The sequence below is a fragment of the Kocuria dechangensis genome (genome assembly GCF_014636775.1).
GTDB classification, from domain to species: Bacteria; Actinomycetota; Actinomycetes; order Actinomycetales; family Micrococcaceae; genus Kocuria; species Kocuria dechangensis.
Genome location: NZ_BMEQ01000014.1, coordinates 58,327 through 70,605 on the forward strand (window position 1 = coordinate 58,327; position 12,279 = coordinate 70,605).

At 69.9% G+C, this 12,279-nt stretch carries 11 protein-coding genes and 1 tRNA gene; 1 reads left to right on the forward strand and 11 read right to left on the reverse strand.

The genetic code is table 11. The features are described from left to right. Window positions 1-30 precede the first annotated feature (30 nt). Window positions 31-1,245 carry an NAD(P)/FAD-dependent oxidoreductase gene (locus tag IEW07_RS12950; RefSeq protein WP_188537876.1) on the forward strand — a complete coding sequence of 405 codons (1,215 nt, stop codon included), beginning with the start codon at window positions 31-33 and terminating at the stop codon, window positions 1,243-1,245. A 76-nt stretch (window positions 1,246-1,321) separates the two neighbouring features. Here IEW07_RS12950 and nrdF read toward each other — a convergent pair whose 3' ends face one another. The 11 genes from nrdF to nadD all read right to left on the reverse strand — a co-directional run bounded on the left by nrdF (window position 1,322) and on the right by nadD (window position 12,204). After that, window positions 1,322-2,320, reverse strand: a complete 999-nt coding sequence (nrdF, locus tag IEW07_RS12955; RefSeq protein WP_188537878.1) for a class 1b ribonucleoside-diphosphate reductase subunit beta — start codon at window positions 2,318-2,320, stop codon at window positions 1,322-1,324. A gap of 88 nt (window positions 2,321-2,408) precedes the next feature. Beyond that, window positions 2,409-4,586 carry a class 1b ribonucleoside-diphosphate reductase subunit alpha gene (gene nrdE / locus IEW07_RS12960; RefSeq protein WP_188537881.1) on the reverse strand — a complete coding sequence of 726 codons (2,178 nt, stop codon included), beginning with the start codon at window positions 4,584-4,586 and terminating at the stop codon, window positions 2,409-2,411. Beyond that, on the reverse strand, window positions 4,565-5,074 hold the full coding sequence (gene nrdI, locus IEW07_RS12965) for a class Ib ribonucleoside-diphosphate reductase assembly flavoprotein NrdI (RefSeq protein ID WP_188537883.1): 510 nt from the start codon (window positions 5,072-5,074) through the stop codon (window positions 4,565-4,567). The genes nrdE and nrdI overlap by 22 nt, the downstream gene beginning before the upstream one ends. Window positions 5,075-5,166: 92 nt before the next feature. Continuing rightward, entirely contained in the window at window positions 5,167-5,403 is a 237-nt protein-coding gene (nrdH, locus tag IEW07_RS12970; RefSeq protein WP_188537885.1) for a glutaredoxin-like protein NrdH, read from the reverse strand. Between the two features lie 298 nt (window positions 5,404-5,701). Then, a complete protein-coding gene (locus IEW07_RS12975) occupies window positions 5,702-7,195 on the reverse strand; it encodes an aldehyde dehydrogenase family protein (protein ID WP_188537887.1) in 1,494 nt (497 codons plus the stop codon). A gap of 78 nt (window positions 7,196-7,273) precedes the next feature. Continuing rightward, on the reverse strand, window positions 7,274-8,344 hold the full coding sequence (locus IEW07_RS12980) for an App1 family protein phosphatidate phosphatase (protein ID WP_188537889.1): 1,071 nt from the start codon (window positions 8,342-8,344) through the stop codon (window positions 7,274-7,276). Window positions 8,345-8,410: 66 nt separating this feature from the next. Then, window positions 8,411-9,628 carry a formaldehyde dehydrogenase, glutathione-independent gene (gene fdhA / locus IEW07_RS12985; RefSeq protein ID WP_188537890.1) on the reverse strand — a complete coding sequence of 406 codons (1,218 nt, stop codon included), beginning with the start codon at window positions 9,626-9,628 and terminating at the stop codon, window positions 8,411-8,413. Between the two features lie 237 nt (window positions 9,629-9,865). Continuing rightward, window positions 9,866-9,941 (reverse strand) — tRNA-Ala (locus IEW07_RS12990). A 113-nt stretch (window positions 9,942-10,054) separates the two neighbouring features. Further along, window positions 10,055-10,492 carry a ribosome silencing factor gene (rsfS, locus tag IEW07_RS12995; protein WP_188537892.1) on the reverse strand — a complete coding sequence of 146 codons (438 nt, stop codon included), beginning with the start codon at window positions 10,490-10,492 and terminating at the stop codon, window positions 10,055-10,057. 138 nt (window positions 10,493-10,630) lie between these two features. Next, window positions 10,631-11,578, reverse strand: coding sequence for a hypothetical protein (locus IEW07_RS13000; RefSeq protein WP_188537894.1), 948 nt, complete (start codon window positions 11,576-11,578; stop codon window positions 10,631-10,633). Next, window positions 11,578-12,204, reverse strand: coding sequence for a nicotinate-nucleotide adenylyltransferase (gene nadD / locus IEW07_RS13005; RefSeq protein WP_229741835.1), 627 nt, complete (start codon window positions 12,202-12,204; stop codon window positions 11,578-11,580). Before nadD ends, IEW07_RS13000 begins: the two co-directional genes overlap by 1 nt. Window positions 12,205-12,279: the final 75 nt, after the last annotated feature.

Genomic DNA, 12,279 nt, shown 5'->3' on the forward strand with positions numbered 1-12,279 from the left:
CGTAGAGCCATCCTCGTCCACGGAGTCACGATGACCATCACACCCTCGGACCACACCACTGACGTCCTCGTGATCGGCGGCGGCAATGCCGGGATCTCCCTGGCCGCACGACTGCGCCGCAAGGGCATCACGGATATCGCGATCGTGGAGCCGAAGTCCACGCACCACTACCGGCCGATGCTCTCCTACGTGGGCGCCGGACGGAAGACCGTGCAGCAGATGTCCCGGGCCCAGCACCGCGTGATGCCCCGCGGCGTGCGATGGATCCAGGACCGTGTCCAGGCACTGGATCCGGCGGCACGGACGGCCACGCTGTCCTCTGGGGAGCACATCGGCTACCGGGACGTCGTGATCTGCGCGGGTTCCACCCCGGACTGGGACCGTGTCCCCGGCAGTGCCGAGGCGATGGCCGGCCCGCACGCCTCGACCAACTACACCGTGGAGCTGGCCCCCAAGACCTGGGAGCTGATCCGCGGGATGCGCCGCGGCCGGGCGCTGTTCACCATCCCGGACGGCCCCGCCCCCACTCCGCAGATCGGGCAGAAGATACTCTACCTGGCCTGCGACTACTGGCAGCGCCAGGGTGTCCTGCAGGACATCGAGGTGACCCTGCTGACGCCCACCGCCACCGTGTTCGGCCAGCCGGACATGGACCGGGTCCTGCAGCCCTGGGTCCGGCGCTACGGCATCACGGTCCTGACGAGCGCCCACGTGCAGTCGGTCGACGCCGGCTCCCGCCGGCTGCGGGCCACGGTCGACGGGGCGCCCCGGGACCTGTCCTACGACCTGCTGCACCACTGCCCCGTCCACCGGGCCCCGGCCTGGATCGCCGACGCGGGACTGGGCGCCGCGCCGGGCCCGGGCACCGCGTGGGACGGCTACGCGGACGTGGACGCCCAGACCCTGCGCCACCGCCGTGTGCCCACCGTGTGGGCCTGCGGGGACGCGGCCGCGCTGGAGACCACCTCCTCCGGCGGGGCACTGCGCCACCAGACGAAGATCCTCACGGAGAACCTCCTGGCCACCCGTGACGGCCGGGAGCCCACGGCCTCCTACGACGGGTACACCGTGACCCCCGTGACGGTGCAGCGGGGCCGGGCCGTGTTGGCCGAGTTCGACCGGGACAACGCACTGGCGCCCAGCATCCCCGGCCTACCGCTGCTGACCCCGAACCGCGCCCTCTGGTTCTTCGACCTCGAGGTCCTCCCCCGGGACTACTGGAACGTGATCCTCCGGGGCCACTAGGTTGAAATCTCACAACCTCATCGGAAAGAGGGCCCGACTGCATCAGCAGCCGGGCCCTCAATCGTCAGACAACGGTCTAGAAGTCCCAGTCCTCGTCCTCCGTGTTCACGGCCTTGCCGATCACGTAGGAGGAGCCCGAGCCGGAGAAGAAGTCGTGGTTCTCGTCGGCGTTCGGGGACAGCGCGGAGAGGATCGCCGGCGAGACGGCGGTCATCTCCTTGGGGAACAGCGCCTCGAAGCCCAGGTTGTTGAGGGCCTTGTTGGCGTTGTAGTGCAGGAACTTCTTGACGTCCTCGGTCCACCCGACGCCGTCGTAGAGGGACTCTGTGTAGAGCACCTCGTTCTCGTAGAGCTCCTCGAGCAGCTCGTAGGTGTAGAGCTTCAGCTCGTCCTGGCGCTCCTGGGACTCCTTGGCCAGGGACCGCTGGAACTTGTAGCCGATGTAGTAGCCGTGCACGGCCTCGTCGCGGATGATGAGGCGGATGAGGTCCGCGGTGTTCGTCAGCTTGGCCCGGGAGGACCAGTACATGGGCAGGTAGAACCCGGAGTAGAAGAGGAAGGACTCGAGCAGGGTCGAGGCCACCTTCTTCTTCAGGGGGTCGTCGCCCCGGTAGTACTTGAGGACGATCTCGGCCTTCTTCTGCAGGTACGGGTTCTCCCGGGACCAGCGGAAGACCTCGTCGATCTCCTTCATGGAGGACAGGGTCGAGAAGATCGAGGAGTACGACTTCGCGTGCACGGACTCCATGAACGCGATGTTGGTGTACACCGCCTCCTCGTGCAGGGTCGTGGCGTCCGGGATCAGGGAGACGGCACCCACGGTGCCCTGGATGGTGTCGAGGAGCGTCAAGCCGGTGAAGACCCGCATGGTGAGCTCCTGCTCCTCCGCGGTGAGGGTCTTCCACGACGTGACGTCGTTGGACAGCGGCACCTTCTCGGGCAGCCAGAAGTTCGCGGTCAGGCGGTCCCAGACCTCCAAGTCCTTGTCGTCCTCGATGCGGTTCCAGTTGATGGCCTGCGCCTCGTGGTGGAGCAGCTGCACCTTGTCGATGCTCTCGCTCTTCTCCAGAGTCATTGTCGATCTCTTCCTTCAAGGGTGTGGTCCCCCGCGCGCGTCCTGCGGACGCGCGCGGGGAGTGTGGGGTGGTCGCCGGGGCCGGCGGTCAGAGCATGCAGGAGACGCAGCCCTCGACCTCGGTGCCCTCGAGCGCCAGCTGGCGGATGCGGGAGTAGTACATCGTCTTGATGCCCTTGCGCCACGCGTAGATCTGCGCCTTGTTGATGTCGCGGGTGGTGGCCGTGTCCTTGAAGAACAGGGTCAGGGACAGGCCCTGGTCCACGTGCTGGGTCGCGGCCGCGTAGGTGTCGATGATCTTCTCGTAGCCGATCTCGTATGCGTCCTGGAAGTACTCCAGGTTCTCGTTGTCCATGAAGGGCGCCGGGTAGTACACGCGGCCGAGCTTGCCCTCCTTGCGGATCTCGATCTTCGAGGCGATCGGGTGGATCGAGGAGGTCGAGTTGTTGATGTAGGAGATCGAGCCGGTCGGCGGGACCGCCTGCAGGTTCTGGTTGTACATCCCGTGCTCCATGACGGAGTGCTTCAGCCGCAGCCAGTCCTGCTGCGTGGGGACGTGCACGCCGGCCTCCGCGAACAGCTGCCGGACCCGCTCGGTGGCCGGGGCCCACTCGCGGTCGGTGTACTTGGCGAAGTACGCCCCCGACGCGTACTTGGACCGCTCGAAGCCCGAGAACGTCTCCTTGCGCTCCTTCGCGATCTCGTTCGAGGCGCGGACCGCGTGGTAGGTGACCGTGTAGAAGTAGATGTTCGTGAAGTCGAGGCCCTCTTCGGAGCCGTAGTGGATGTGCTCCTTGGCGAGGTAGCCGTGGAGGTTCATCTGGCCCAGCCCGACGGCGTGGGACATCTGGTTGCCGCGCTGGATCGAGGGCACCGAGTTGATGTTGGACATGTCCGACACCGCGGTCAGGCCGCGGATCGCGGTCTCCACCGACTGGCCGAAGTCCGGGGACTCCATGGTCAGGGCGATGTTGAGGGAGCCGAGGTTGCAGGAGATGTCCTTGCCGACCTCGTCGTAGTCCAGGTCCTCGTGGTACGTGGACGGCTCGGAGACCTGGAGGATCTCGGAGCACAGGTTGGACATGATGATCTTGCCGTCGATCGGGTTCTCCCGGTTGACGGTGTCCTCGAACATCACGTACGGGTAGCCGGACTCGAACTGGACCTCGGCGAGGGTCTGGAAGAACTCGCGGGCGTTGATCTTCTTCTTGGTGATCCGGGCGTCCGCGACCATCTCGTGGTACTTCTCCGTCACGTTGACGTCGGAGAAGGGCATGCCGTAGACGCGCTCCACGTCGTACGGGGAGAACAGGTACATGTCCTGGTTCTTCTTGGCCAGCTCGAACGTGATGTCCGGGATGACCACGCCGAGGGAGAGGGTCTTGATGCGGATCTTCTCGTCCGCGTTCTCCCGCTTGGTGTCCAGGAAGCTGTAGATGTCCGGGTGGTGGGCGTGCAGGTACACCGCGCCCGCGCCCTGGCGCGCGCCCAGCTGGTTGGCGTAGGAGAACGAGTCCTCCAGCAGCTTCATGATGGGGATGATGCCCGAGGACTGGTTCTCGATCTTCTTGATCGGGGCGCCGGCCTCGCGGATGTTCGTCAGGGCGAACGCCACGCCGCCGCCGCGCTTGGACAGCTGCAGCGCCGAGTTGATGGACCGCCCGATGGACTCCATGTTGTCCTCGATGCGCAGCAGGAAGCAGGAGACGAGCTCGCCGCGCTGCTTCTTGCCCGCGTTGAGGAACGTGGGGGTGGCGGGTTGGAAGCGCCCGGAGATGATCTCGTCCACCAGCTGGGTGGCGAGCACCTCGTTGCCGTCCGCGAGGTACAGGGAGACCATGACCACGCGGTCCTCGAAGCGCTCGAGGTAGCGCTGGCCGTCGAAGGTCTTCAGCGTGTAGGACGTGTAGAACTTGAAGGCGCCCAGGAACGTCTCGAAGCGGAACTTCTGCGCGTACGCGCGCTTGGAGAGCTCCTTGATGAAGTCGCGGCTGTACTTCTCCAGGACCTCGGGCTCGTAGTACTGGTGGGAGACCAGGTAGTCGAGCTTCTCCTCGAGGTCGTGGAAGAAGACGGTGTTGTTGTTCACGTGCTGCAGGAAGTACTGCCGCGCGGCCTGCTTGTCGGCGTCGAACTGGATCCTGCCGTCGGCGTCGTAGAGGTTCAGCAGCGCGTTGAGCTCGTGGTAGCCGAGACCCCGGTACTTCTCCGGGACCTTCTGGTCCTCGTGGCCGGGCTCGACGCTCAGGCCCGGGGCTGCGTGCATTGTCGCCAAAACTGTTCCAATCCTTGGTTTACCTTGCGGACATCCTCTGGGGTGCCCATGAGTTCGAACTTGTAGAGGACCGGGACGTCGCACTTGGCCGCGATCTTGTCCGCGGCCAGGCAGAACGCCGTCCCGAAGTTGGTGTTGCCGGCGCCGATGACGCCGAGCAGGTGCCGCCGGCTGGCCGCCCGGTTGAGGAACTTCACGACCTGCGGCGGGACGGCTCCGCTGCCGTCGGGCCGGCCGTAGGTCGGGGTGACCAGCACGAAGGGCTCGTCGATCTCGGGGGGCTCCTCCCCCGTGTGCACCGGCAGGCGCACGGCGCGGGCGTGGAGCTTCTCGACGAACCGGTGCGTGTTGTCGGACACCGAGGAGAAGTAGACGAGCAGCGGGACGCGGGGGTCCGGCGCCGCGGGGCTCGCGCCGCGGCTCTCCTGAGCGGTTCCGGGGATCGTGCCGCGGACCGCGCCGGGGGCGTGTGTGCTCATCGCTTCCGTGCTCCGAGGTGGGTGCTGGGGTGGGTTTCCCGCGACCGGCTCCTGAGCGGCGACCGGGCCCGAGTGGCCCGGGGGTGCCGGGCTCAGGCGGAGAGCAGGACGGCCAGGGACGTGATCTTGTCCGGCCGGTAGCCGGACCAGTGGTCGTCGGCGGTCTCCACGACCGGGACCTGCTGGTAGCCGAGGGCCAGAACGTGCGCCAGGGCCGCCTCGTCCTCGGTGACGTCGACGACGCTGTACTCGATGCCCTTCTTGGTCAGGGCCCGGTACGTGGCATTGCACTGGACGCAGGACGGCTTGCTGTACACGGTCACGGACATCGCTGTTTCCCCTTGGTGTGGACGGTGGTTTCGGGGGGAGATCCGGGATTTCCGCAGGCGGTGCGGGACGGTGGGGCTCTCTCCGAGTGGCTGATTTCAATACTACATCTAGTGTTCGGAAGGGGAAGTTACCCCTAGATGCAGTGTTCGGCGTTGTCCACAGCTCCTCTCGGACTATCCCCAGGCGGGTGCATTCTCATCCACAGGGCCGCTCCGCGCGGGGTCGCGGAATTCCGCCCCGGGGGCCCGGATATGCACAGGCTGTGCGCTCGCCGGAGCCCCCGGGCGGTGGACGAAATTAAATTTCGGGCACGGCGTGTCGGCTCCGCCGGGACGGGCGGCGCAGGCCGACGGCGGCGCCGGCCAGCCGGGCCCGGAGCCCGGTGTAGGGCGGGTAGACCATCCGCAGCGTGTCGGGGGCGAGCGGCTTGTCCATGACCGCGCGCACGTGGGAGAACACCACGAAGGAGTGCTTCCCGTGGTAGGCGCCGGTGCCGCTCTCCCCCACCCCGCCGAACGGCAGCTCGGGCACGGACAGGTGCAGCAGCGGAGCGTTGAAGGAGAGCCCGCCGGAGGAGGTGCGGCGGCGGAACAGGTCCTTGACCGACTCCTCCTCGGTGAACACGTAGAGGGCCAGCGGCTTGTCCGCGGCGGTGATCATCTCGACCGCGGCCTCGGCCGAGGCCACGGGCACGAGCGGCAGGACGGGGCCGAAGACCTCCTCGGCCATGAACGGCCCGTCCGGCGCGGAGCGCACGACCGTGGGGGCGAGGTAGCGGTCGGCCGGGTCGGCGGAGCCGCCGCACACGACGTCCTCGGGGCGGACCTGCTCCAGGACGCGGGTCAGCCGGGCCAGGTGGCGCCCGGTGACGATCCGCCCGTAGGAGTCGCTGCGCCGGGGGTCCGCCCCGTACAGCTCCTCCACCGCGCGCACGAGCTCGGGCTCCAGCGCGGCCAGCGTCTCGGGGGTCCCCAGCACGTGGTCCGGGGCCACGCAGGTCTGACCGGCGTTGAGGAACTTCCCCCACACGATCCGCCGGGCGGCGGTGGACAGGTCGGCGGAGCCGTCCACCCAGACCGGGGACTTCCCGCCGAGCTCCAGGGTGACGGGGGTCAGGTGCCGGGCGGCGGCCGCCGCGACGACGCGGGCGACCTTCCCGTTGCCCGTGTAGAAGACGTGGTCGAAGCGGTGCTCCAGCAGGCGGGTGGTCTCCGGCACCCCGCCCTCGACCACGCTCACGCAGTCCCCCAGGTACCGCTCCAGCAGCCCCGCCAGCACGCGGGAGACGGTCGCGGAGACCTCCGAGGGCTTGACGACGACGGTGTTGCCGGCGGCGAGCGCTCCGGCCAGCGGGCTCAGGACCAGCTGGACGGGGTAGTTCCAGGGGGCGATCACGAGCACGGTCCCGAGCGGCTGGTGCTCCACGCGGGCGCGGGCCGGTGCCAGGCTCAGCGGGACGCGGACCCGGGCGGGGGCCATCCACGCGGCGAGCTCCTTGCGGATGCCGGCGACCTCCTCGAGGGTGAAGCCGAGCTCGGTCAGCCAGGCCTCCGCGGGGGGCTTGCCGAGGTCCGCCCTCAGCGCGGCCTCCAGCTCGGCGCGGTTCTCCCGCACGAGGTCCTCGAGCCGCCGGAGCCGGTCCAGGCGGGCCTCCAGGCCGAGGTCGGGGACGAAGGCTGCGCGGGCCCGTTCGACGGCTGCGTCCACGGCCGGGAGATCGGCCGCGTCCGGGGCGGGGAGGTCGGGGGCGCCGTCCGCGGCGGGGGCGAGAGGGCTCTGCGAGGTGGTCATGGCTCCAGCGTAGGACTCGCCCCGGACGTTCCGGAGCGGGCCGTACTCGCAGCAGGCCGTGCCCAGAGCAGGCCGCGCTCAGAGCAGGCCGTGCTCCGCGAGCTGGCGGGAGATGGAGGCGCCGTCGTTGCCCTCGATCCACAGCGTCCCCTCGGGGACGCTGACGCGCCGCTCCTCCCCGGCCAGGGGGTGGCCGGCGAGGACCGCCTCCGTGGGCGAGAGGTTGCGGATGACGATGGCCGCCAGGTGGTCGGGGTAGCGCTGGGCGAAGCCGCTGTAGATCTCCGGGTCGTGCTGGCCGTCGTCGCCGATGAGGATCCACTTCACCTGGGGGAAGTTCTGCGCGAGGCGCTCGAGGTTGTGCACCTTGTGGGCGGCACCGGCGCGGAACCACCGGTCGGTGGTGGGCCCCCAGTCGGTGAGCAGCAGCGCCCCGGCGGGGTAGGCGTTGCGGGTGAGGAACCGGCGGAGCGTGGGGGCCACGTTCCACGCCCCCGTGGAGAGGTAGAGGAAGGGTGCCTGGTGGTGGCGGTGCAGGAGCCGGTCCATCATGACGGCCATGCCGGGGGTGGGGGTGCGGGCGTGCTCGTTGAGCACGAACGAGTTCCAGGCCGCGAGCATGGGCCGGGGCAGCGCGGTGACCATGACGGTGTCGTCGATGTCGGAGACGATGCCGATCCGCTGGTCGTCGGCCACGATGAAGACCCGGGCCTCGACCACCTCGGAGCCCGCGGTCTGCATCCACACAACGTGCTCCCCCGGCGGCAGGGAGACCTGCAGGTCCACGTCCACCACGCCGCCCTTGTCCGCCACGAGGTGGAACTCGTAGTCGTCGATCCAGACGTTGACCGGCGCGAAGGCGATGGGCACGGACGTGAAGGAGCGCCAGCCGCGGATGGACTCGGCGCCCTCGTCCGTGGACTCGATGAGCCCGCGGCTCTTCAGCAGCGCCCGGCCGAGCACGCGCACGTGGTGCTCCGAGCCGTAGCCCTCGAAGGCCACCATGACGGGGATGTCGCCGCGGCCCTCCGCGCGCCGCTGACGGAACCGGTGGAGCTTCTGCTCGAGGCGGTAGCCCACGTTGATGGCTTCCTCCGCGACCTGGTCGACGGTCTGCATCAGCTCCGAGCTGTTGGTCTTCTTGGCCATGCGCCCAGTGTTCCACAGCGCAGGCGGCGACCCGTGCCGCGGGGCGCCGCCTGCGCGGCCGGTCTCTCAGGCCTTGACGTACCCGTTGGGGTCGAGGACGTACTTGGTCGCGGCCCCGGCGTCGAACTCGGCGTAGCCCTGCGGGGCCTCGTCGAGGGAGATGGCCTTGGCGTTGACGGCCTTCGCGATCTGGATCCGGTCGTGCAGGATCGCCATCATCAGCTGCCGGTTGTACTTCATCACCGGGCACTGGCCGGTGGTGAAGGACAGGGACTTGGCCCATCCGGTCCCGAGGCTGATCGACAGCGAGCCCTTCTGCGCCGCCTCGTCCACCGCGCCGGGGTCGCCGGTGACGTACAGGCCCGGGATGCCCAGCGCGCCGCCGGCCGCGGTGATGTCCATCAGCGAGTTCAGGACCGTGGCCGGAGCCTCCTGGGCCGAGCCCTTGCCGTGCCCGCGGGCCTCGAAGCCGACGGCGTCGACGCCGCAGTCGATCTCCGGCACCCCGAGGATCTGCTCGATCTGCTCGCCGGGGTCGCCCTTGGAGACGTCGACGGTCTCGCAGCCGAAGCTGGCGGCCTGGCGCAGGCGCTCCTCGTTCATGTCGCCGACGATCACCACCGCGGCTCCCAGCAGCTGCGCGGAGGCCGCCGCGGCCAGGCCGACCGGACCGGCGCCGGCCACGTAGACGGTGGAGCCGACGCCCGCCCCGGCGGTGACCGCGCCGTGGAAGCCCGTGGGCAGGATGTCGGAGAGCATGGTGAGGTCCATGATCTTCTCCAGCGCCTGGTCCCGGTCCGGGAACTTCAGCAGGTTCCAGTCCGCGTACGGGACGAGCACGTACTCCGCCTGCCCGCCGACCCAGCCGCCCATGTCCACGTAGCCGTAGGCGGACCCGGGCCGGTCCGGGTTGACGTTGAGGCAGATGCCGGTCTTGCGCTCCTTGCAGTTGCGGCAGCGCCCGCAGGAGATGTTGAAGGGCACGGAGACGATGTCGCCGACCTTGATGAACTCGACGTCGGGGCCGCACTCGACCACCTCGCCCGTGATCTCGTGGCCGAGCACGAGGTCCACCGGCGCGGTCGTGCGGCCCCGGACCATGTGCTGGTCCGAGCCGCAGATGTTCGTGGTGACCGTCCGCAGGACGACCCCGTGGGGCACCTTGCGGCCCACGTTGGCCGGGTTCACCCCCGGCCCGTCCTTCAGCGCGAACGTGGGGTAGTCCGTGTCGATGACCTCGACCTTGCCGGGTCCCTTGTAGGCGACCGCTCTGTTGCCTGCCATCTCGACCTCTTCCGTTGGGGGTCCGCGGGGCACCTCCCTCGCGGCCGACGGCGCACGGTGCTGTGACGTCTCCCACAGGGGCTGTCGGTGGTTCCTGACGCTAACAGGACGCCGCGGCTCGCGGAAGGGGCCGCAGGAGGGGCCGCGGAAGGGGCCTCGGGAGCGGGAAGGAAGAGGGGCAGACGAAAAGCAACGAGCCCGTCCCGCACAGTGCGGGACGGGCTCGTTGCTCGTTCCTGGTGGAGCTGAGGGGACTCGAACCCCTGACCCTTTGCATGCCATGCAAATGCGCTACCAGCTGCGCCACAGCCCCAGGTCGTTACCCCGGAACACTATCACAACCTCGGACTCCCTTGCGGGACACCCTTTTCCGGTTGATCCTGTGCCCTCCTGGGCAACGCATTCATATTAGGCAGAGGCTCCGGATCAAGGCAAATCGTCGGTCGCGGGCGCCGGGGAGGACTGGTCCGCGGCCTTGCCGGCGGTCGCCGCGGCGTGCGGGGCGGCCTGCCCGAGGTCGACGACGGGGCTGTCCCGCCACAGCCGCTCGAGCGCGTAGAAGGCGCGGTCCTCGTCGTGCTGGACGTGGATCACCACGTCCCCGTAGTCGAGCAGGACCCACCGGCCCTCGGACCGGCCCTCGCGGCGCAGGGGCCGCAGGCCGAGGTGCTCGATGAGCTTCTCCTCGATCTCGTCCACGACGGCATTGACGAGGCGCTCGTTGGAGGCGGAGGCGATGAGGAAGGCGTCGGTGATGCCCAGGGCCTCGCTGACGTCCAGGGCCACGATGTCGTGGGCCTGCTTGGCGTCGGCGGCGGCGGCCGCCACCTGGAGGATGGACAGGGACAGGTCGTTGACAGTCAAGAGTGGTCCTTTCCCGGCGAACCGGTGGTTGCGTCCCCCGTGGGACGCAACGGAATAGCTGAACGGAAGAACAGAACGGAAGAACTGGACAGAAGTACTGAACGGACGGGTGGAGCGGTCGGACGGTGGGCGGAGCGGTCAGAGCACGAAGAGCACGAGCACCACGACGAGGGCCGCGACCAGCGCCAGGAGCAGCAGCACCAGCCAGCGGTTCCCCGAACGCCGTCGGTACTCCCGGGGCTCGAGCAGCTCGAGCCCCTCGGCGGCGACGGCCGGCACGGGCGCGCCGGGCGGCGGGAGCTCCTCGTCGGCCGGCGTCCCGGCCTGCGGGTTCGGGGCTCCCGGCCCCCCGGCAACGGGTGCCGCGGGCGCGGTGCCCCCGGCCCCCTCAGCAGGTTCCCCGGCCCGTTCCGTACCCGGCTCCCCGACGGGTTCTCCGACCGGTTCTCCGACCGGTTCTCCGACCGGTTCTCCGACCGGTTCTCCGACGGCCGGCGCCGGGGAGGAGCCGCCGGGCCGACGCGCCCCGACGGACTCGGACGGCTCGGCCGGGAGGACGTCGATGTGGGTGAGGCCGGCGAGGTCCTCGGGCGAGAGCCGGCTGACGAACAGCGCCGGGTCCACGTGCACGGGGTCGTGCGCGTCGGTCCCGACGGCGGGGTCCTCGGGGAAGACGACCGTGATCCGCTCGACCTCCGCCGGCTGCTCCGGCCCGGGCGCCGCGGTCTGCGGTCCCGCCGCCTGCTCGGGGGCAGGGGCAGGGGCCTGCTCGTTGGCGGCGGCCGCCTGCGCGGCGAGCTCGGTGAACCGGCGCTGCTTCTCGAGCAGCTCGGGGTCCGCGCCCCCGGGGGCGGGATCCGGCGCCCCGGCCTCGGCGAGCTCGCGGGAGCGCTCGGCGAGCTCCCGCTGCAGCCGGGCGAGCCGCCGCGGCCCGAGCGGCTTGACGGGGCGCACGGGCACGGCGTCGCCGCCCAGGTCGATGATCGGCGCGGGACCGGGCACGCCCGGGTGCGCGTCGCCGGGCTGCGGCAGGCCGGCGGACTGCTGCGCGGCGGCGTCGTCGCGCACGCCGTCCTCCCCGGCCATCAGGGCGCCTCCACGGAGGAGACCCGCGGCCCGACGCTCACGTGGCCGGGCGCGCCCTTCTCGGAGCCGTCAAGGTAGAGCCCGTACTTCGCGATGTACTGGACCACGCCGTCGGGCACGAGGTACCAGACGGGCTTGTGCGCAGCCACGCGGGTGCGGCAGTCGGTCGAGGAGATCGCCATCGCGGGCACCTCGAGCAGCGTCACGCCGCTGGACCCCACGGGGGCGGCGAGGTGGTGGCCCGGCCGGGTGACGCCCACGAAGTGGGCGAGCTCCCACAGCTCCTCGGCGCCCTTCCACGTCAGGATCTCCGCCATCACGTCGGCGCCGGTGATGAAGAACAGGTCCGCCTCCGGGCGCAACCGCTTCAGGTCCCTCAGGGTGTCGACCGTGAAGGTGGGGCCCTTGCGCTCGATGTCCACGCGGCTCACGGTGAACCGGGGGTTGGAGGCGGTGGCGATCACGGTCATCAGGTACCGGTGCTCGGCGGGGCTGACGCTGCTCTCGGCCTTCTGCCACGGGTGCCCGGTGGGGACGAAGACGACCTCGTCGAGGTCGAACTCGCCCGCCACCTCGGAGGCGGCGACCAGGTGCCCGTGGTGGATCGGGTCGAAGGTGCCGCCCATGACGCCCAGCCGCGTGCGCCCGGGGACGCGGGCCGGGATGGAGGTCCCGGTCGCGGGGAGCTCGCGGCTGGGTGC

Excerpts from the sequence above, each read along its gene's own strand:
- IEW07_RS12950 (WP_188537876.1), top strand. The coding sequence starts at position 31 with ATGACCATCACACCCTCGGACCACACCACTGACGTCCTCGTGATCGGC.
- nrdF (WP_188537878.1), bottom strand. The coding sequence starts at position 2,320 with ATGACTCTGGAGAAGAGCGAGAGCATCGACAAGGTGCAGCTGCTCCAC.
- nrdE (WP_188537881.1), bottom strand. The coding sequence starts at position 4,586 with ATGCACGCAGCCCCGGGCCTGAGCGTCGAGCCCGGCCACGAGGACCAG.
- nrdI (WP_188537883.1), bottom strand. The coding sequence starts at position 5,074 with ATGAGCACACACGCCCCCGGCGCGGTCCGCGGCACGATCCCCGGAACC.
- nrdH (WP_188537885.1), bottom strand. The coding sequence starts at position 5,403 with ATGTCCGTGACCGTGTACAGCAAGCCGTCCTGCGTCCAGTGCAATGCC.
- IEW07_RS12975 (WP_188537887.1), bottom strand. The coding sequence starts at position 7,195 with ATGACCACCTCGCAGAGCCCTCTCGCCCCCGCCGCGGACGGCGCCCCC.
- IEW07_RS12980 (WP_188537889.1), bottom strand. The coding sequence starts at position 8,344 with ATGGCCAAGAAGACCAACAGCTCGGAGCTGATGCAGACCGTCGACCAG.
- fdhA (WP_188537890.1), bottom strand. The coding sequence starts at position 9,628 with ATGGCAGGCAACAGAGCGGTCGCCTACAAGGGACCCGGCAAGGTCGAG.
- IEW07_RS13000 (WP_188537894.1), bottom strand. The coding sequence starts at position 11,578 with ATGGCCGGGGAGGACGGCGTGCGCGACGACGCCGCCGCGCAGCAGTCC.
- nadD (WP_229741835.1), bottom strand. The coding sequence starts at position 12,204 with ATGGGCGGCACCTTCGACCCGATCCACCACGGGCACCTGGTCGCCGCC.